Raw genomic sequence first — 20,751 nt, forward strand, 5'->3', positions numbered from 1 at the left:
GTGTTAGATATTAATAAATTTGTAACAGATGGATGGGGTCCTTGGCATGAGGCAGGACATTTGAGACAACAATCACCCTGGAAGTTTTATAATATGACAGAAGTACAAAATAATATATACAGCCTTTCTGTAGAAAAAGCATTTAATCAATCATCCAACTTAGAGAAAAGTGGAGTTTATCCAAAAGCGTTTCAATATCTAGAACAAACGAATAAAAACTATGACGAAATTAGTGATGTTTTTGTAAAACTTGTTATGCTTTGGCAACTACAGTTAGCGTATGGAGAGGATTTCTATCCTAAATTGCATCAATTGTATAGAGACATGCCTTCAAGTGAACTTCCACAAACTGATGAAAATAAAAAACAATTATTTATGATTTCAGCATCAAAAGTAGCCAAACAAAATTTGATTCCTTTCTTTGAGAAGTGGGGATTACGTCCAAATAACGATACCATTCAAAAAGTAGCTGCATTAGGATATCCAATTTTAACAGCAGAGATTTGGAAGGGGACGGATTCTAATCCAATTAAACCAGATATGCCTAATGTAAATAATATTTTAGAAGGAAACCAGTTTGCATGGTCACTAAAAGGAATTAGTGATTTCGAGTTTGCAAAAATTAATTTCAATAAGTCAACAGAAGAAATGCAAATCGACTTAAAAGCAGGCGTACCGCATCATTATTTTAATGAAACGTATGCGAGTATTAAAGTACAAAATGCATCAGGAAAAGTAGTATACAATAAAGACATTTATGGAAACAAACAACAAAATGCTGAATCGCAAAAAGTTCCAGTTAAAGTAGGAGATTATATTGAGTTGACACACCTAGAAGGTATGCATAGAGCTACTTTAATAAATGTAGACAGCAGTAAACAAGAAAGCTTTGGAAAAAAAGTCATGTACGAAGTTACAAAAGAAGGCTTGAAGAAAGTAGAAAAAATGCCAGAAACAACGGTTTTAGATGGAAATCATTTTGGGTGGTCTTTAAAAGGATATAGTGATAGAGAAATCGCAAAAGTTGATTATAATAGGACAACAGAGAAAATGCAGGTGAATTTAGAAGCAGGCGTACCACATTCTTACTTTAATAGTACGTATGCAAGTATTACAGTTCAGAATTCAACCGGTAGTGTTGTGTATAATAAGGAAATAGTGGGAAACAGACAACAAACTGCTGAAATCCAAACAGTGCCCGTAAAAGTGGGAGATTACATTGAGTTTACCCATATAGAAGGGGAAGCAGTAAAGGAAAAGACACGTGCTACACTTCTTAACCTTGAGAATAATAAACAAGTATATATAGGCAAAAAAAGAACCTATCAAGTTACTTCAACGGGGTTAAACCAAATAGATTAACATGAGGAACATTCTAATTATTAGTTAGATGCAAATAGTCGTTCATTATGAACGGCTATTTGGCTTTTATTTAAAGAAAAGTGAAATGAAAATACTCTCTCTTTTGTATATACTCTCCTTTCTATCAACTGCTATATTTGTTTATCAGGGGGGATTTCAAAAATGTGCTTGAGAATTGATACATGTTTAAGTGCTATAGATTTGAGAAAAAAGAAACAGAATAGTAAGGTATTTATTGAAAAAACCTTTCTTTTGTTACAATATTTTACATATTTGGTATGATGTATATGAGTTCTATGTATATTAAGGGAGGAATGGGAATGAAGAGGTTCATAACACGTGCAAGTGGTAATACAATCTCAAAAAAGTTAGTTTTAATGATGTTGCCGATGGTTTTAATGATATTGATGATTACACCATCGAATGATGTATCGGCAGCAAATCTATCAAAAGCAGGTTCACTAAAAGTCGTGAATTTATTTAATGGAAGTTGGACAGTTGCTATACAGGCAGCAAATTTACAATATGTTTCTGCTGAGCCTTTGGGAAATGTAATAGCAAATCGTAATGCAGTTAATGAATGGGAGAAATTTGAATTAATTCCGACTGGGGAATTATATACGTACGCTTTAAAAGCTAAAAGTAATGGGAAGTATGTTTCGTTTGAGCCAAATGGTAGAGTAGTAGCAGATCGTACATTAATTGGGGCATGGGAAAAATTTATCTTATATAATGGTGGGGATAATAGGATATATGTATTACAAGCATTAAGTAATGGTAGATATATATCAGCAAATGGTGGTAGAGAATTAACAGCTACTAGTTATGTTGCTGGAAGCTGGGAAAGATTTGTTATTGTATACTTCTAAACTTTGAAGTGTTATATATCTAAATAATAATGGCATGTTAAGTTTGTATAAATGCCTAATACAAGAAAGTGTTAAGTATTTAATACAAGTGTATATTAATGTGTAAAAGGGCTGCAAGTAATTAGCAGTCCTTTTGCATGTTAAATAAGGAATTACTGAGGTTATAATGAAAAGAAAAAGAACCCTATAGGGTTCTTTTTCAAGGCATATTAACAGTAAGGAGAATCATGAAATGCTACTTCAAATCTTTATTAGGGGAAAGATTTTGAAAAAGCTTAACATACATCCGTTTTTACATATATGTAATATATAGTAAATTGATAATATTTATACTTACTATTACTAATATTCAATTAACATATTTAACACTATTTATACAGTGTTAAATGGCGCTTAGTACGGTATACATATAGAAATCTAATGATAGATTTCATTTGTTAAAAAAGTAATAGATATATTATTTCAAATTAAACTATAAGCATATCGAAATAGGTGAAAACGCTTGAGTACCGTGATTAAATTACCTTTAAAGATGAGGTTTAGATTAGAGGGCTAATTGGATCTTACTGAAAAGGAAAAATGTTTTTAGATGAAAAGAAGAAAAGACACCTTTTGGGTGTCTTTTCTTTAGGTAAACAGTTCACATATTGCTGAATTAGATACGAAACCAAAATTCGACTATGAAGTAAATTTTAACATAATCTGAACAGAAAAAATATGTAATAATCCATTTTTAGTTTTTAATTATTTTATAAAATATAGAGCAGCAACGTAAATAAAAAGGGCATGCAGTCGTATCTGCAGCCCTTATTAGGAGGAATTCAAGACACCATTAGGACACGTATTGGTAAACAGGTTCAAAAATAGTATATGTGAAAAGAAAAAGTCCTATACCAATAGTAGACAGGATCTTATCTTTTTTACATTTTCAAAAATGAAATTCCGTCTTTTTTGAAATCAGTACAGCACACACTTGGTTCGTAATGAATTTAGAAAAAGTATACATAAAAATGGCAGACAACTATTTTGTTGCCTGCCGGTGCCAGTGGGTTGAATGAGTTAGTCAATTCAATAAATTGTGCTATCCCATTACCAGAAGAGTGAAGCCGCTAGTTCAAACGGCTTAGACATAGTTTGCCTAATAACGAAAAAATTATGAGTCGAGATTTTGTTTGCTCTATATGAAAAGATAAATAGATATTCATCAGACAAGGATAATTTAGCATACCTTGAATAGGGTGTAGGAACGAATTAAAGAAAAGGATATTTGTTTAGGAAGGGACTGACTCAGGAGTGGGACTTTCGTACAGGATTTGGGGAGCGATGATTGCCTTTGGCATTGCGACTAATATCGTTGCTTGTATGATGGCAGTATACATTCAAAAATATGAGCTAATGATAAATCATCTTACAAATATTTTATTTTTAATAATTATCTCTTTAACGTTTATTAAGATGAAAATTAACAAATGGGTGGCTTTAGGATTTATATTTGTTGTAATAGAGAAAGGTATTAAGGCGGGATATGACTTCTACACACATGATTATTATGGTGTCAGTTGGAGTTTAGCTATCATTGTCTATTGCATATACGAGATGGAAAAGTATTATATTGAAATAAACGAATAGGCGCAACAAAAAGGTTTTAGTAGGTGGAATTCTTTTTAAAATACTATAAAAAAGACACTACAAGAGTGTCTTTTTTTTGAAAATACTCTATAATTAACTTTGGGGAAGGTAATGTTAGAGTATTCGTTTAGCATTATCTTTATATTTGATAAACCATGAAATCGAAAGATTTTGTGGTTTATTTTATGAACAATAGACATTACAGTATTGGCAGTGAGCAATTGATCATTATAAGCATTAAGAGAGAAGGGATTAAAAGTCTAACATCGAATAACGGTTCCGGAATATAGTGTTGCGAAATGATTTCCCATATCCAAAACGGTACTTGCCTGTATATAGCCCTTAAAGCCTTCTGAAGAATAATAAATCTCTTTTGGTATACTTTCTTTAGTTTGGAAATGTGCTTTAGAGTACTTTACATAATGGTTTTTAATAACTTTTGATTCGGGAACAATAGTGTTTTTTTGTTCCAATGCTGGCCTAGCACTAGAAGTTGGTATGAATTTTACATGGTCTTGGTAATTAGGATCTAAGGTGTCAGCTTGTACACTGTGCGACGAAACAAAGGTACTTAAACTACTTCCCGCGATTAAAGTCGCAAATGCTAACTTTGAGAATTTTGTTAATCTACTCATTTTATAATCTCCTTTTTATTATTTTGTAAGGTATCTCCTTACACCTCACAGTCTATATCCACTACAAAAGGGTGTACATACATATTGATAGACAAAATTCTACAAAATACCTCATGTTTTTAGGGGGGTGTATAATAATCCAATGTTTAATAATTTATCAGAAGTAAAAAAATAGGTGTTATATAAAAGAAAATGAATAATTTATGCAGGGAATGTATATATAATTATTGTTTAAATATTCTAAAATGAGTTGATAAAGATGTGGAATTATTTTTTAGAAAATAAATGATTTCAAAGGATAAATTTGGAATTTTAATTCCCTTTTTAAGTTTATTTTTATTATATGATTTATACGTATGGATTATTAGAGTATCTAAAGAGTTTTTGTACAAACATTTAAAATATAAAAAAGTGAGAAAAATGATAAACATTCTTCTCACTTTCATCAATTAGGGTGGCATATACATAAATATGCGTTTGGGTAGATTTTCGGATGAAAAATCCACAAGCATAGTATAACAAAAAAAGTAAGGCTTTTCGCATGTAATATTGCATATGAAAAATAGTAAAGTTTTAAATTTTAATATTAAAAACTCATATATACATGTTACAATGTAATTCTCTAATTTATTTTATTCTTCTATTTGGAATTTATGGTTTAGTGATTCAATTAAACAAAAGTGGTTGTAATAAGTAGATAAATCAATGAAGTGATACAGTTAGAATGGTTAAAAGGCAGTTAAATATAATTATTAAAAGATAAGATTTACTTAGTTATGTTTAGTGAATTTATTATGGTAAGGATTTCATTCGAAAAATCCAATAATTATTTTTTAAATGAAGTATATGTTTCATCCAGTTTATTTGGAATAATTCGTAGTCTAATAATTGCTAAATCTACAAAAATAATATATTCAAAAGGAGGACAGATAAAACTCTGCCTGTGAAATTTAAATCGCTAAATTATAAAATTTGAATTATAGGATGTAATTATGGTTCCATAAATGAATGTGGAAAAAATAAAGGAGAAAAACTTAAATAAATATAAAAGTAGTAAAAATGAAAAGGAGAAGTAGCTAGTGTATAGTATAAAAGAAAGATTGGGACAAATAAAGCTTAAAACAAAGTTGTCTATGGCATTTATAGCAATATTAATTATACCAAGTCTTATCGTAGGAGTATCATCTTATAATAAAGCAAAAACAGATCTTAATGAAACAATTCTACAATCAGCAAAAGATAATATAAGTATATTAGATAAGATTGTTGATGATGAATTAGAAAATAAGCATATAGATGTCACTCATTTTGCAAAAGTACTTACACAAGGTGATTATAATCCTGAACAATCGCAAAATGTACAGAGTAAATTTGATCAATATATACAGTTACATCCAGAGATAGAAACGATTTATACGGCATCTAGTAACAACCAATTTATTCATGCACCTGTTGGCAAGATACCAGAAGGGTTTAATCCGTTAGAAAGTAGTTGGTATAAGGATGCAGTAAAAGCAAATGGAGAGATTATTGTTTCATCTCCCTATAAATCAAAGTCTACAGGAAATATGGTAATTGCAATTGCAAAGCAAAATGCAGATAAAAGTGGTGTCATTGGCGTAGATTTGAATATTACAGATATCGTAAAAACATCCAAAATGATAAAAATTGGAAAGCAAGGATTTGTATCTATAGTTAGTCAAGATAAAACTATAGTTGTTCATCCATCACTAAAGCCTGGAGAGAAATTAGAGAAAAGTTTAGCGGATGAATTGTACAAGAAAGAAGATGGAGTAATTACTTATAGCCTCAATGGTGAAGATCGAGACATAAGCTTTAAGACAAATAAAAAAACAGGTTGGAAGATAGCTGGGGTAATGCCTACGAAAGAAATTGAAGAAGCTACCAATCCTATTTTTTATAAAACGCTCACTATAATAGGGGCTTCATTATTGTTAGGTGGAATTGTAATTTTATTTATACTTAGATCCATTATTACTCCACTAAGACAATTAGTTATCTCGGCCCAAAGAATTAGTCAGGGAGATTTAACCGAGAAAATAGATATTCGCTCAAATGATGAACTTGGTCAATTAGGTGGTAGTTTCAATACAATGGCAGAGTCGTTACGTACTATTATTTCTCAAATTAACACATCTGCAGGACATGTAGCTGCGTCTTCTGAGGAATTAACTGCTAGTGTAGAGCAAGCAAGTGTTGCGACAGAACAAATTACAAAAGAGATGGAAGAAATCTCGAACAGTGCAGAGGTTCAAAATAATGAAGTTGAGTCTGGAGCTGAATTAATTGGTGAGGTAACACGAAATATTCAATACGTAGCTGAGAATGCTTCTGAAGTATCGGCTTCATCCATATACACTAAACAAAAAGCCAATGAAGGTGAACAATTAGTAGAACAAACTGTAACACAAATGCAGTCTATCCATCACTCTGTTTCTCAATCCGATAATGTCATAAAATTATTAGATAAGAAATCACAGCAAATTGGCAGTATATTAGAAGCGATTCAAAATATTGCGGAACAAACAAATTTATTAGCATTAAATGCAGCGATTGAAGCAGCTAGAGCTGGGGAACAGGGGAGAGGGTTTGCAATTGTTGCTGATGAAGTTAGAAAGTTGGCGGAGCAATCATCCGAATCTTCAATGGAAATTGGAAGTTTAATTAAGGAAATACAAGCAGACGTACATGAGACTGTAAAAGCTATGAATGAAGTAGGCGTAGAAGTACAGTCGGGAATTAAGGTTGCGAATGATACAAAACAAAGTTTTTATGAGATTTCAAAATCTGCAAATGATATTGTATCAAAAGTGCATGGTATGGTAGAACTATCAAATAAAATGACAACTGATGCAATGAAAGTTGATACATCGATTGATCAAATAGCTATGGCTGTAAAAGAAAATTCTTCAAGTATGCAAACGATAGCTGGTTCATCTGAGGAACAACATGCTTCTATGGAAGAGATAAATTCTTCAGCAATACAATTAGCACAGATGGCGGAAGAACTTCAAGAGTTAATTGGTGGATTTAAGATTTAAGTTGAGATTTTAGGAGAGAATGCTAGAATCTTGTTACAGAGTGGAAATGAAAAATCTTATAACATAGTAAATAAGTATAATATGTACTCTCTATGCGTATTGAACAGGCAGATAAGCCATTTAAAAACCCTCCATTTGGAGGGTTTTTAAATACATTTACATTAAATTTGTGGTGGTGCACCACCATAATCGCCAACACTATATGAAGGAGCAGGATAATGCCCATGAGTAGCAAGCTGATCTGTTTTAGAAAACTGAAAAATTCCCACCGTTAATACCCCAATAAAAGCAATGCCTGATAATAATAAGCTAATTTTTTTCATTATTTTAACACTCCTTTTGCGATTGATTTTTGTCTTGCTTGATAACAAATATGGAAATAGTCACTTACTTTTTGGTGGTTCTCTAATTGTCTACATTTTGTGGCAAATAATTCGGCGTATTCGACAACATATTCCCATAATTCTTCTTCCTCAAAGTATAAGATTCCTTCTTGAATGATTTTTTCTAATTCTTCCAATGGAATATTTTCGTTTAATTTTTTTAAAATAGAGAAGTGGTGTGTGTATTCTTCGTTATGAATTTCTCTACAAATCTGTAGTCCCTTATCAATGAGTTGGCTGGCCGTTGGTTGTTCTCCTAACTTATAATGTTCCTTAGCTTGTAGGAAGATGGCCTTGAAGTGTGTAGGGATTTTCTCTGTTACTTCTGAAAGGTGACGAATAGCTAAAGTAGACATACTTTGATCAGAATACAGCCACCCCATAGTATTTTTTACGTATAACAAGGAATCTTCTTCCCTATTTTTTTGTAGTAAATCAATTGCGCAATGTAGATATTCTTCTGCTTGTTCGTACTGTTTTAAATAGATGCAGCAACCACCTAGCAAACTATTACAAAAGGCTGTTTTTACTTCATAACCTTCGTACTTTGAAAAGATTGCTCTCGATTTATTTGCGTACTCGATAGAAGCGAGATTGTTATAGGTATGGTGATAGAAAGTAGCAATTCTATAGTAAAATTCAGCATGTTCAATTTCATCTGGTATAGCTACCAATATTTTTTCTGCTAGTTTATAATGTTCCTCTGCCTCAGTATAATTAGATATAAAAGTGGAATGAATGGATTTGAAAAAATGATAATAGAATTGTAGAAATTGATCTGTAGGCATATCATAATCGCTAATAGTATCAAAACTATTTTGTTGAATACCAAGGCTATCTGTTAAGACCTTGTAACGAAATTCGAGTAGTGAATAGTATAGTAACAAATTTTGATCCTGATGTTCTTGATCCGGCTCAATGCTTAACTTATTAATTTTTTCATCAATTTTCTTTTTTAGATTAGTAGCTTTTATCACTTGTTGAGATAGCATAGCTCGATACCAGTCGTTCAATAGAGAGGTTAATTGCTCATTTCCCTTTACTGAAACACTCATAATATACGCCCCCATTTTCTAAAAAAATCCTAATCCAATTTAATTATAAACATCATAACAAAATAGAAGAAAAAATGGAGTGATATTACAATATTTTTCAAGAAAATTCATAAAAAACAATCAATTTGTGTCGAATATACTTAGAATAAAACATCCAAAAATTATCAAAAGATGATATGAGTCTTTATACGTTCTATCAGGTGAACTTAGAAACTGTGATTGAAGATTTATGAAATTTCCTTTTCTTAAAACGGATCAATTACATATTAATTTTTAAATTATTTTATCGGATACATATAGTATGTATCCGATAAAATATATAAATCTTGCGTATGTAAATAAGAAGACAATAAAGAAAACAAAAAAGAACTTGTAAGAATTCCTACAAGTTCTTTTTTAGATAATGTAAAAAGGTGAAACAGAACATCTCATTATTTGTAATAGTGAAATTATCTTACTTATGGTTTTGTTTTATAGAAGATGTACTATATTGAAGATTTGTTCTTATTGTTGATTAAAGGCAAATTAAAGACTGGTAGGGAAGAAGTGCATAAAAGAGAAAGCCTTCTTTACTTATTCTGAAAAGATAATTCAAAAAGCAATTTGTGAATAGAATAAGCAATGCATGAATTCATCAACATTGGTGATAATAAATCAGAGAATCAATATATAAGCATGAACTTTAGTGGAATAGCTACAAGAAGGGGATAATTCTATAATAGTAGATATAATTATCAAAATTTTCATCTTAGTTACTTTTCGGGTAGGATAAGTAGAAGAAAATAGGAAGTTTTTCTTTGAAGAAAGCTCTTTTGACAGGAATAGATTTTTTCATAACTAGAACAAATAAATTAATAATCGCATATACTGTATTGTCGTTAAAGCAAGACATTATTTTCTCAGAACAAGGGAATCACTAGAAAAATATGTGATTCCTTTATTCTTAAGTATAATGTCAATAGTTGATTTGAAATAACCGAAGAAATAAAATCTTTGTTAATGGACAATCACATAATTTTAGGTATAGTAGGTTTATAATTTAGACTATAAAAATTAATGTATCTTTTATTATTTTAACCAAGAAGACTCCCTCCATAAGGAACTCACAGCAAGTATGGGGAAGTGGGAGTAGTTCAAAGCATGCAATATTGTTTGATTTGGCTAATACATAGATTTATCATCTCAGAACTGGTGTAAGAATTATAATGTTTATACCATTCTATTGTATTTTCTAAAGTCTGTTGTAGGGACCATTTTGGCTGCCAATTAAGATTGAATTTTGCTTTGCTAATGTCAAGATTTAGTAAATTTGCTTCATGAAAATTTATTGGACCTATATTTTCTGCTGTCCAATCCCCGCAGCCCCAAATATCTAGTAAACTGGTCACTAATTTTTCTACTGGAACAATATTGCTTAGGGATGGCCCGAAGTTCCATGCTCCTGAATAAGGGATACCATTATTTATAATTTTTTCTGTAAGGAGTAAATACCCGCTTAAAGGTTCTAGTACATGTTGCCAGGGTCTAATAGCAGTAGGGTTTCTAATAATAATGTTTTTGTTTGATTCTAATGCTCGTATACAATCAGGAATAATTCTATCTATTGACCAATCACCACCACCAATTACATTACCAGCTCGAACGCTTGCAATTATTTTCTTGTGTTGAGAAAAGTTTTCTTCTGAAAAGTAAGAATTTCGATAGGAAGAAATTAAAAGTTCACAGCATCCTTTGCTTGAGCTATATATGTCATGGCCGCCCATAGGGTCAATTTCACGATAACCCCAAGGCCATTCTTTATTTTCATAGCACTTGTCACTTGTCACCATAATTCCTATTTTAGCTGATTCATGTAATCGAATTGCCTCTAGTACATTCATAGTCCCTACAACGTTTACCTCGTATGTTTCTCTAGGATATTCATATGAATAATTAACTAGAGGTTGGGCAGCTAAATGGAATACAATTTCAGGTTTATAATCTGTAAAAACCTTATTTAATTTATTAAAATCTCTAATGTCTCCACGAATATCAATTATATTATTTTGAAGGTTAGTAATGTTAAAGTTATCATTCTTATTTTTAGGATCTAATGAATATCCGATTACAGTAGCACCTAATTCATTCAACCATAGGGATAACCAAGAACCTTTAAAACCAGTATGTCCAGTAATTAAAATTGTTTTTCCGTAAAAAGCATTATTAAAGTTTTGGTTTAACAATTAGTCCACCTCCTTTAGTACCCTATTTTTAGGGGGTTAGGTATAAATGTTTATTATTTTTATACCAATTAACAGTTTTTATAATTCCTTCTTCAATATTAATTCTAGGTTCCCAGGAAAGAGAGTTTTTTATTTTTTGCACATCCGCTTCAGGAACCCATCTTTCATTTGTTCTAGAGGAAATTGCACCGTAATTTGGTCTGGAATTGGTTTTCAAATGTTTGAATAATAATTCTACATAATGTTTCAAGGGGTGAATAGTGCCGCTCCCAATATTAAAAATTTCATTTTGTACAGTAGTATTTTCTACTGCTAGGATACAGGCATCTATTACATTTTCTATATAACAATAATCTCTTAATTGATTACATAAAGTTAAATTTACATCTTTGTTTTGTAATACTCGCAAGATTATATAGCTAAAAATTTTATGCGGCTCTTCGCCTTCTCCGAATATGCCAAAAGGTCTTAATGTTATAAGATTAATATTGTTTTCGCTAGCAATTTGATGGGCGAGTATAGTAGCAGCAGCTTTGGTACTTCCATAGATATCCACAGGAGTTAGTAACATATTTTCATGAATAGGTTCCATCTTGTTACCGTATTCAGAACTACTCCCAAAATTGATGATTTTTTTACAATTCACCAATTTTGCTGCTTGAATAATGTTACAAGTCCCTATAACATTTGTTTCTATAGCATGGATGTAATCTGTATGGGCAGAATTTACACCATAGGCTGCCAGGTGAAAGATATAATCGGGATTAATTTTCTTTATTGCATCTTGTACTTGTTTTTTATCTCGTATATCTATTTCATAGGTTTCAATATATTTTAGAATATCCTTTAGTCTCCAAGAGTTTGATGGTGTTCTTATGAAAAGAACAATTTTTGCTTGTAAATTTAAAAGTCTTCGTGCCAAGTGAGAACCAATAAAACCGTATCCACCAGTAATAAGGAAAGTTTTATTTTTAAATGAAGCAATCATAGTGATAATCTATCCTTTATTAAGATGTATTTTTAGTTGCTGAAATAAATAGATTTATTTTTAAATAAGGAAAGTATCAGTCTTAATTGTGATGAGGGGAGGGGTATTTAAAATAATTTTTTATTGTTGTTGTATCAATTTGATCAGCAAATAAAGAGGAGGAAGGTTTTTGAAAAGTATTATGAAGGGTATGACATGTCTTATTCAATTGTTCAATATAAGGAATGTATATATAATCTAAAACTGCTGGAGGTAATTCTAAAGTTTCGTGTTTCCATAAATCGAACTCATTTGGATTAATAATTTGCATACTTCCAAAATGAAAAGCTATTAATTCATCTTGATCAATAAAAACTTTATTATCTGTTTTGGATATAGAACTGCTATTTAAAATGACATTCCAAGGTGCTGCATCAATACCTCTATGAGTCATGATTTTTATATTAGAAAAGATGTTAGGAATGTGATTTAAATATTTTTGATCACCCCATCTATCCATTTCAACATCATAATGATTATTACAATATTCTAGGCATTTATCTTTCCACCATGTTAAAATTTCTTTACTATTTTGATCGTTTTTGAAGCCTACTAAACCAGCTTGGTATATACCGTGTATGCTTTCAATTTCAGTAGAGCTTCTTTGAGGGCAAAGGAATACAGAGTATTTCCACCACTCATCAAGAATGATATTAGGTGCTGTAAAGAAATACATATCAGCATCACAATATATAATGTGATCAACTTCCGGATAAAGACTAAGGACATGTAGACATAGGGGCGCTTTTAATGTCCAACAATACTCTTGTAAACTTCTATCATTTTTTATACTGAGGAGTTCATGATTTTCAATTTCTTTTACCGGAATTAGTATGGCGTGCTTTAATTTTAATTTCTCTAATATTTGATAAGTTAGATCATCCATACAACAGATCCATACAGTAAATTTAGCGTTGAAATTTTCTAAGGAATAATAAGAGGTCAATCCTTGAATTAATCGTTCTTTACTTATAATCATGGAAAAGTTCATAAAATGATTGGATTGATTCATTTTTCTTCTTAATTGTGAATCTTTATATAAAGTTTGAGCTTTATTTATATCTTTTTTACTTAAAAATTGTTTAGTATCTTTATTGAATTTATCCTTTAATTGCTTTAAAACAAATTGAATTCTCTCTAAATACGGAGTGTAAATATGGTTTAATATATTATTGGGTATTGAAATTTCTCCCAAAGACCAAAGATCAAAATCATTTTCAGTAAAGATAGTAATACATGCAAAATGGTAAACAACTAGTTTGTCGTTTTCAATAAATATATCATTTTTAGTCTTGTCAATTTTATAATCGTTATTATATATACAGTTCCAAGGCGCAGCATTTATACCTAAGTTATTTGAAATTTTTACTTTTGGAAAATATATAGGGATATAATCTAAATACTTTTGGTCTCCAAATTTCCCCTCTTCAGCCTCGGCACTGCACCAATCTATACATTTATTTTTCCACCATCTTACACTTTTTAGTCCATAGAGATCATTCTTAAATCCAATTAGACCAGCCTGATATTTTCCGTACATTTTTTCTACCCAATCACGATCTCTTTGGGGGGTTAGGAAGATAGAATGGTCACCCCATTCCTCAAAAATAATATTAGGGTCAGAGAAAAAGCATAAATCACCATCACAATATAGAATAGATGGTAAATCATAATTGACCAATAAATATTCTATCAAGACAGATTTTAAAGTCCAACAATATTCATTTACTTTTCTTTTTCTCTTAATTGCTTTTAGTTCACGATCTTCTAATTCTTCAACTTGTAAAAGGTTTACATTAATTAAACTCATTTCTTTTAATAGTGAATATGCAAAAGGATCTATACAACAAATCCACAATGTGAATTTTTCTGAGTACTGCATTAATGATTGCTGTAAAGCAATAATTTTCAAGACATACTCACTACCTACAATGACGCAGAAATGATTATTTAGATCATGTTGTTGATTATAGAATTGGGGATTAATTCTTTTTTGAGTATTTTTTTTGGAGAGATTTGAAGCTTTAATTCCTGTTGAAAGTGGGTTAACTATTTTCTCATTAGAGGGGATGTACAATCGAGGTAAACTTATTTTTTTATCATTAGAGTTCAATGCTTATTCAGTCCTCTCCACTAAAATTTATTTGGATTCCAACTTTCATTTACAGTTTTTAAATCTTTAGGTGTATCGACACTAGCCCAAAAGTCATTGTGTTCATAGACGGCGAGCTCATTGTCTTTTATTAAATTTCGAAGAGGATCTTCTTCTAGAACACAATCATCATTATTACTTAAATAATTGAATATTTCTTTGTTAAATACAAAAAAACCGCCATTAATTACTTCATCAAGTAATGGTTTTTCTTTAAAATCAATAGCAATTCCATCTTCGACCGCCAATAGGCCGTATTGACTATTTTTTTTAATTCCAGTTAATGTAGCAATTTTTCCTTTTTCTTTATGGAATGCTATTAGTTGATCAATATCTATATTGGCTAATCCGTCACCATAAGTTAATAAAAAGGTTTCACCCTGTACAAAGGATTCAAGTTTTTTTAGTCTTGCCCCGGTCATTGTATCAATTCCTGTATCTATAAAGTGTATATTCCAATTTTCTAATTTCTGAAGTAGCGTATATTGACTGGTTTTAAAATTCAAACTAAAGTCATTCTCTTTCCAGCTAAAGTCCATAAAATATTCCTTAATTTTCTCACCTTTATATCCTAAGGGTAAAATGAAATCAGAATGTCCATATTTTCTATACCAATTCATTATATGCAAGAGGAGAGGCTTTCCTTGAACTCGAACTAATGGTTTGGGAATGTCCTCTAAAATTCCTTGCATCCGAAGCCCTTTTCCGCCACACAAAATTATGACTTTCATAGATTTATTTCCTTCCTCTCTATATATTTTACTAATTTAAACTATGTAGTTTGTTTGGTAAATGTATACACGGTTGTACCATAATGACAATCAACTAAAAAAAATATGTTAGATTTATAATTCAGATGCTGATTAAACGTGGAGAATACACACTGTAGTTTATCATTAATTATATGTAAATTAGGTTCTTTTAAAATCTATGCTTTAGTTTATTTAATATTAATGAAAGAAATTGCTTGTTCTTAAGATAAAAGAAGGGGAAGGAAATCAAGGGAATTGAAGAAGCTTATAATGAAATATCCAAGAAGACAAAATATAAGATAAAGTATGGAAGTAAGTAGTCGTGAATGCACTACATAAGCAGAATATGCTGATCGCATAAATGATTATACAGAAATCAATAGAAGAATAACAAAGGGAATTAGCCATTTAAAGGAAAATGGAACAACTATTTTTACATTTTATAAATTCAAAAAAGAGCACCGCATAAAGGTGCTCTAGTGATGGAACTAATTTTGTAAAGAACTATTTATTCAATAAAGAAGGACTTACGAATTATTATATGAACGTTTTGTTAATTAAGTGTGTATCAATTAGACAGGAATTTTATTTTTCTACACCTATTTGATTTTACGGGCCAAATCATGTTAAAAGTAAGAAGAAAATTATTAAGTTAATGTTATTTTGTTTAAAATAACATCCCAATCGGAATCATCACCTTCCCATCTATCCTGATAACGTGGGAGTTCAATTGAACAAACCCTCGATATTCCCCAATTTTGTTCAACAATATTAGATATACCCTCCTTGAAATTAACAATAAGAATATTAAAATCCTTATTTGTAATTTTAGATAATACGTTTTGTAATTCAACCGCTTCATCTCGATTTCCCCAAATTCTAATGAATAAAATGGATTCACTACTATTTATTTTTTCAAGGAATCGATTAATTCTAGTGTCTAATTTAGCTTTAAAAGAAGGATAGATTGATTTCAAATCCTTTTCGGAATTAATAGGAAAATCATGCATTGAAAAACAATTATAATAAGTGTCCTTTATACAGTAGGTAATTCGTTCTGCCCATTTAATTTGATTATCAAATTCTGATTCAATAAGACCGTAACTTTCTGAACCTTCTATAACCATATTTTCCAACTTCATGAATTTTTTAAATCGATTTTGAAGTAATCTGTTTACATCTGAAAGTGATGGATAATAAAACCAATCTAAAGGTCCAGAAAATGTTCTTAAATTGTGTCTTTTGATTTGGTTGGTGACTTGACACAATCCTCCTAAACTTACAATTACGCCATAGGATTTTTGTATATCTTCTAGGTTCATCCTCATCATCCTTTATAAAAGTAATTTAAATTATCTGTTCAGTATATGATGCAATAACATATTGATGTGGACCTATATATCACAGTACATAGAGCTAAGACATTTGTATAAATTTAAAAAGTCAAATACCTAAGTTGAGGGATTTCATCTTTGACGTTATATCATGGAGTTATTATTGGAATGAAAGCTGGTAGGGATATTGCGCCAGAGTTATATATTCTCCAGTAACTTAATTTAGAAACCTGTTCTTGATTACTGTAGTAAAATTGTTGTTCTTTTAAAAGAATCCTTAGATAAAAAAGAAAAATCTATTGGCTAGCATTTAACCAGTAGATTTTTCTTTTCATCTTCATAGTTTTCCTGCCTCTCTTAAAGTTATGATATATAATCTTTTAAAGACTGACACGGTGCATTTTTTTCATAATGCACGCAAAAAAATCAGTTTAAGAATTATGTGAAATCGTGTCAAAAAATTAAAGGTAATTATATATGTATTTAAGATGATATCCATCTGCGTGTATTTTTTAAATTTTTAGATAAATGCAATGATAATGGCTTCTTAAGAATTAATTTAGCACCTTGTTTATTTAGAAAAGCCCTATAAACCATTTAGTTCATAGTAAAAGTAATATATTTAATATTAAATGTCTTGCATAATGCGATAAAATTTCACAATTTTTTATCAATATATACAGAAAAAAGGTAACGAAACTTAAGCGATATTTAATACTTTTCATATTTGTGAAGTATGTGAATTTGTTTATTTTAACATCTAAGATGTTAGATGTTGTTTTTTAAACATTACTTATCCGGATTCATGAAAAGTATTTTAATGCATTATTTTTATTTTATATAATAATATTTAGTTTTAATATTAAAACTAAAATATGGAAGTAACATAGGGGATTTACGCATATAGTAATGTTGATGGTAAAATTAACAAAATTTTCATTTAAATCAGATAAAACTATGATGTTTTTAACTTATAATCATGTTACTACGATGAAAAAATGGCTACTAATTAGTTAATTTAAAAATCAATTTTAGATAGGAAGAGGATAATGAAGACCAGAGATAGTTATAAAATTATTGTAATTGGTGCTGGGACAGCAGGACTATCTTCTACTGCACATTTATTACGAAATGTACCCCTATTGAAAGAAAGTATAGCAATTATTGATCCATCAAAAAAACATTACTTTCAGCCACTATGGAGTTTAGTGGGGGGAGGAATTGTTTCAAAGGAAAGTACGATGCGTAATCAGGAATCGCTTATTCCAAAAGGGGCAACGTGGATCCCTAAAAGTGTTGTTGAGTTATTTCCATCTGAAAATAAGATACTTTTAGATGACGGACTGCTACTTGAGTATGAAATTCTTATTGTAGCAGCTGGTATCCAAATAAATTGGGACAGTATTAAAGGCTTAAAAGAGTCTATTGGCACTAATGGGGTATGTAGCAATTATTCTTATACATATGTTGATTCTACTTGGAGAGAAATCGAAAAATTTAAAGGAGGAAATGCGCTTTTTACCCACCCTAATACTCCTATTAAATGCGGTGGTGCTCCACAAAAAATTATGTACTTAGCAGAGGAGTATTTTTGTAATAGTGGTGTAAGAAACAGAAGTAAAGTAATATTTTATTCTGCAAACAATAACATATTTCAGGTTCCACGATATGCAAATACTTTAGAACAAGTACTAGAAAGAAAGCAAATTATAACGAATTATAATAAAAATCTAGTGGAAATTATCGCCGAAAAGAGAGAGGCAATTTTTGAAGATACGCAAACACTAAAAAGAGAAACCGTACCATATAGTATGATACATGTTGTTCCGCCAATGGGGCCACCTAATTTTATTAAAGAGAGTGAGATAAGTGATCATCAGGGGTGGGTAGATATAAGCCCTTATACTTTGCAGCATGTGCAATATAAAAATATTTTTGGAATTGGAGATTGTACCAATTTACCTACCTCTAAAACTGGAGCAGCAATTCGAAAACAAATACCCGTCTTAAAACAAAATATTATGGACGTACTTAGCGGAAGAGATTTACAGGCTAAATATGATGGATATACATCATGTCCGATTGTTACAGGATATAAAAGTCTTATACTTGCTGAATTTAACTATGAACATGAGCCTCAAGAAACGTTTCCATTTAATCAAGCGAAAGAACGGTATAGTATGTTTTTACTTAAAAGATATATGTTGCCATATATGTATTGGAATTTAATGTTGAAAGGGATTCTATAGGAGAAGATAAAAAGTGGTTACAAAAATTGAAAATTAATTTGAAATAACTAATTGGAGGGAATAGCTATGCTTTTAAAATATTTTTATGATGAAAAATTAGCACATGCTTCCTATTTAGTCGGTTGTCAGAAAGAAGGCGTAGCAATCGTTATTGATCCTAGTCGCTATATAGAACAATATATAGAATTTGCTAAGAAAGAGGGGATGGAAGTAATTGCTGCGGCTGAGACTCATATTCATGCTGATTTTCTTTCTGGGTCTAGAGAACTTTCTAATCTTTACCATGCAAATTTATATGTATCTGATGAAGGAGATTGTGATTGGAAATATCAATATCTTAACGAAGGTCGATACAAATTGGTTAGAGAGGGCACAGAGTTTAAAGTAGGTCATATAAAATTTAATGTAATTCACACCCCAGGGCATACGCCTGAAAGTATTTCTTTTTTAGTAACTGATACAAGTCAAAATAATTATACGAATGATAAACCGATAGGAATATTCACAGGTGATTTTATATTTGTAGGAGATATAGGAAGACCGGATTTATTAGAAACTGCAGTCGGTATTAAAGATACTGCAAAAATAGGAGCGAAACAATTATTTGATTCTATACAAAAAATAAAAATACTTCCTGATTATTTGCAAATATGGCCATCACATGGTGCGGGAAGCGCATGTGGAAAAGCATTAGGAGCAATTCCAACTTCTACATTAGGTTATGAAAAGATGTTCAATTGGGCATTTCGGTGTAATGAAGAAAGTGATTTTATATCGACTTTATTGACGGGACAGCCAGAGCCTCCAAAGTATTTTTCATTAATGAAGAATTTAAATAAGTATGGTCCGCCAATTCGTAAGAAGAGAAAAAGTACTGCTATTAATACAGTAGAAGAACTTCAAGAAATTTTGAAGAGCGTTTATCAAATAGTTGATATAAGGGATGTAGAGAGTTTTGCTGCAGGTCATATCGAGAAGTCAATTAACATACCTTATAACAATTCTTTCACAACTTGGTGTGGATGGTTATTAGATTATAAAAAAGAAACTTTAATAATTCTAGATGAGGAAAAGGTTAAAGTAGAGGCAGTTATTAGAGAATTTGAATCTATTGGGTTAGATAATATTATTGCTTTTGCACCCTTAAAAGTAATACAAAGACTTGATAGATTTGAAAGTTACAAAGAAAAAACATCGATTGAATTATATCCGCATATAAAAGGTGGAAGCGTTAAGGTTATCGATGTGCGTAGTAAAAAAGAGTGGGAGGAAGGACACCTTCATGATGCAATACATATCACTTTAGGTAATCTATTTGAACAACTAGATTATATACCGAAAGATTTTCCAATAGTTTTGCAATGTCGAACCGGATTACGTTCCGCTATAGCAGCTAGTATTTTACAAAGAGCTGGTATAAAGGAAGTAGTGAATTTAAAGGGAGGATTTCTTGCATGGAAAGAAGAAGGGCTTCCTTATACAACATGCAATCTCAATGTGTAGGAAAATATTATATGCTAGGTAAGAATAATTAAAAGAAGTTATAGATGACGTGTTAGAAAAGGGAATCATAATTGTCGCAGATTCAGGAAATACATTAGGATTATTAATTGATTATCCAGTTAAATATGAAAATGTAATATTTGTTTTAGCATTAAATAATTTAACATTGGATCCATCTTTTATGGAATGGCAGTGTTGGAAGTACTTAGGTATTATCAATAAGAACCCAATTTAAAATTCTCTTGGATGCAAGAGAATTTTTTTATTGGGAATAGTAAGGGGGAGGGGAGGTGCATTACATATGGGAAAAGGTAGAAGTAATAATGCTGGTAAAAAGCAACCAAATTTTGATGATTCATCTAATTTTGCTAAACAAAGCCAACCGACAGAAAAGAAGAAGAAATAAGAACAGGAGCTCTCTTGATAAAGGGAGCTCCTGTTAAAAGTGGACTGACGTTTCAGAATAACATATCGATGGATTAACCCAATAGCCATAAATACAAGGTTTTAATTTTTC

At 30.7% G+C, this 20,751-nt stretch carries 14 protein-coding genes; 6 read left to right on the forward strand and 8 right to left on the reverse strand.

The window, feature by feature from the left end:
- The 3 genes from DN401_RS04435 to DN401_RS04450 form a co-directional block, all read left to right on the forward strand.
- Window positions 1-1,362, forward strand: a 1,362-nt coding sequence (locus DN401_RS04435; RefSeq protein WP_218944372.1) for a putative mucin/carbohydrate-binding domain-containing protein, incomplete at its 5' end; no start/stop codon positions are given.
- Between the two features lie 320 nt (window positions 1,363-1,682).
- Entirely contained in the window at window positions 1,683-2,231 is a 549-nt protein-coding gene (locus tag DN401_RS04445; protein ID WP_149287581.1) for a fascin domain-containing protein, read from the forward strand.
- 1,293 nt (window positions 2,232-3,524) lie between these two features.
- Window positions 3,525-3,860: a hypothetical protein gene (locus tag DN401_RS04450; RefSeq protein ID WP_149287582.1), complete on the forward strand. Its 336-nt coding sequence runs from the start codon at window positions 3,525-3,527 to the stop codon at window positions 3,858-3,860.
- A gap of 260 nt (window positions 3,861-4,120) precedes the next feature.
- Here the strand turns inward: DN401_RS04450 and DN401_RS04455 are convergent, their stop codons facing one another.
- Window positions 4,121-4,495, reverse strand: coding sequence for a hypothetical protein (locus DN401_RS04455; protein ID WP_149287583.1), 375 nt, complete (start codon window positions 4,493-4,495; stop codon window positions 4,121-4,123).
- 1,079 nt (window positions 4,496-5,574) lie between these two features.
- On the opposite strand from DN401_RS04455, the gene DN401_RS04460 reads away from it, so the two are divergent.
- Window positions 5,575-7,557, forward strand: coding sequence for a methyl-accepting chemotaxis protein (locus tag DN401_RS04460; protein ID WP_149287584.1), 1,983 nt, complete (start codon window positions 5,575-5,577; stop codon window positions 7,555-7,557).
- Window positions 7,558-7,718: 161 nt separating this feature from the next.
- Here the strand turns inward: DN401_RS04460 and DN401_RS29705 are convergent, their stop codons facing one another.
- The 7 genes from DN401_RS29705 to DN401_RS04490 all read right to left on the reverse strand — a co-directional run bounded on the left by DN401_RS29705 (window position 7,719) and on the right by DN401_RS04490 (window position 16,470).
- The gene (locus tag DN401_RS29705) at window positions 7,719-7,880 is read right to left on the reverse strand and encodes a hypothetical protein (RefSeq protein ID WP_000724107.1); all 162 of its coding nucleotides are present in this window, start codon (window positions 7,878-7,880) and stop codon (window positions 7,719-7,721) included.
- Window positions 7,880-8,995 (reverse strand): Rap family tetratricopeptide repeat protein, encoded by a 1,116-nt coding sequence (locus DN401_RS04465; protein WP_149287585.1) that lies wholly within the window; start codon window positions 8,993-8,995, stop codon window positions 7,880-7,882. The genes DN401_RS29705 and DN401_RS04465 overlap by 1 nt, the downstream gene beginning before the upstream one ends.
- 1,133 nt (window positions 8,996-10,128) lie before the next feature.
- Entirely contained in the window at window positions 10,129-11,217 is a 1,089-nt protein-coding gene (gene rfbG, locus DN401_RS04470) for a CDP-glucose 4,6-dehydratase (RefSeq protein ID WP_016125006.1), read from the reverse strand.
- 28 nt (window positions 11,218-11,245) lie between these two features.
- A complete protein-coding gene (locus DN401_RS04475) occupies window positions 11,246-12,205 on the reverse strand; it encodes an NAD-dependent epimerase/dehydratase family protein (RefSeq protein ID WP_000561952.1) in 960 nt (319 codons plus the stop codon).
- Between the two features lie 82 nt (window positions 12,206-12,287).
- Entirely contained in the window at window positions 12,288-14,357 is a 2,070-nt protein-coding gene (locus DN401_RS04480) for a glycosyl transferase (RefSeq protein ID WP_001087527.1), read from the reverse strand.
- A 20-nt stretch (window positions 14,358-14,377) separates the two neighbouring features.
- A complete protein-coding gene (locus DN401_RS04485) occupies window positions 14,378-15,127 on the reverse strand; it encodes a sugar phosphate nucleotidyltransferase (RefSeq protein WP_000864434.1) in 750 nt (249 codons plus the stop codon).
- Between the two features lie 668 nt (window positions 15,128-15,795).
- The gene (locus DN401_RS04490) at window positions 15,796-16,470 is read right to left on the reverse strand and encodes a papain-like cysteine peptidase (RefSeq protein WP_086385086.1); all 675 of its coding nucleotides are present in this window, start codon (window positions 16,468-16,470) and stop codon (window positions 15,796-15,798) included.
- 1,061 nt (window positions 16,471-17,531) lie between these two features.
- On the opposite strand from DN401_RS04490, the gene DN401_RS04495 reads away from it, so the two are divergent.
- Both DN401_RS04495 and DN401_RS04500 read left to right on the forward strand, forming a co-directional pair.
- Entirely contained in the window at window positions 17,532-18,731 is a 1,200-nt protein-coding gene (locus tag DN401_RS04495; RefSeq protein ID WP_086385087.1) for an FAD/NAD(P)-binding oxidoreductase, read from the forward strand.
- Window positions 18,732-18,797: 66 nt separating this feature from the next.
- Window positions 18,798-20,234, forward strand: coding sequence for an MBL fold metallo-hydrolase (locus DN401_RS04500; protein WP_000925322.1), 1,437 nt, complete (start codon window positions 18,798-18,800; stop codon window positions 20,232-20,234).
- The last annotated feature ends 517 nt before the right edge of the window (window positions 20,235-20,751 follow it).

It is taken from the genome of Bacillus sp. BF2-3, from assembly GCF_008368795.1.
Lineage (GTDB): Bacteria > Bacillota > Bacilli > Bacillales > Bacillaceae_G > Bacillus_A > Bacillus_A cereus.

Bases quoted from the DNA above. Each gene is read 5' to 3' on its own strand.
- DN401_RS04455 (WP_149287583.1), bottom strand. From the start codon at position 4,495: ATGAGTAGATTAACAAAATTCTCAAAGTTAGCATTTGCGACTTTAATC.
- DN401_RS29705 (WP_000724107.1), bottom strand. From the start codon at position 7,880: ATGAAAAAAATTAGCTTATTATTATCAGGCATTGCTTTTATTGGGGTA.
- DN401_RS04465 (WP_149287585.1), bottom strand. From the start codon at position 8,995: ATGAGTGTTTCAGTAAAGGGAAATGAGCAATTAACCTCTCTATTGAAC.
- DN401_RS04490 (WP_086385086.1), bottom strand. From the start codon at position 16,470: ATGAACCTAGAAGATATACAAAAATCCTATGGCGTAATTGTAAGTTTA.
- DN401_RS04445 (WP_149287581.1), top strand. From the start codon at position 1,683: ATGAAGAGGTTCATAACACGTGCAAGTGGTAATACAATCTCAAAAAAG.
- DN401_RS04475 (WP_000561952.1), bottom strand. From the start codon at position 12,205: ATGATTGCTTCATTTAAAAATAAAACTTTCCTTATTACTGGTGGATAC.
- DN401_RS04485 (WP_000864434.1), bottom strand. From the start codon at position 15,127: ATGAAAGTCATAATTTTGTGTGGCGGAAAAGGGCTTCGGATGCAAGGA.
- DN401_RS04495 (WP_086385087.1), top strand. From the start codon at position 17,532: ATGAAGACCAGAGATAGTTATAAAATTATTGTAATTGGTGCTGGGACA.
- DN401_RS04500 (WP_000925322.1), top strand. From the start codon at position 18,798: ATGCTTTTAAAATATTTTTATGATGAAAAATTAGCACATGCTTCCTAT.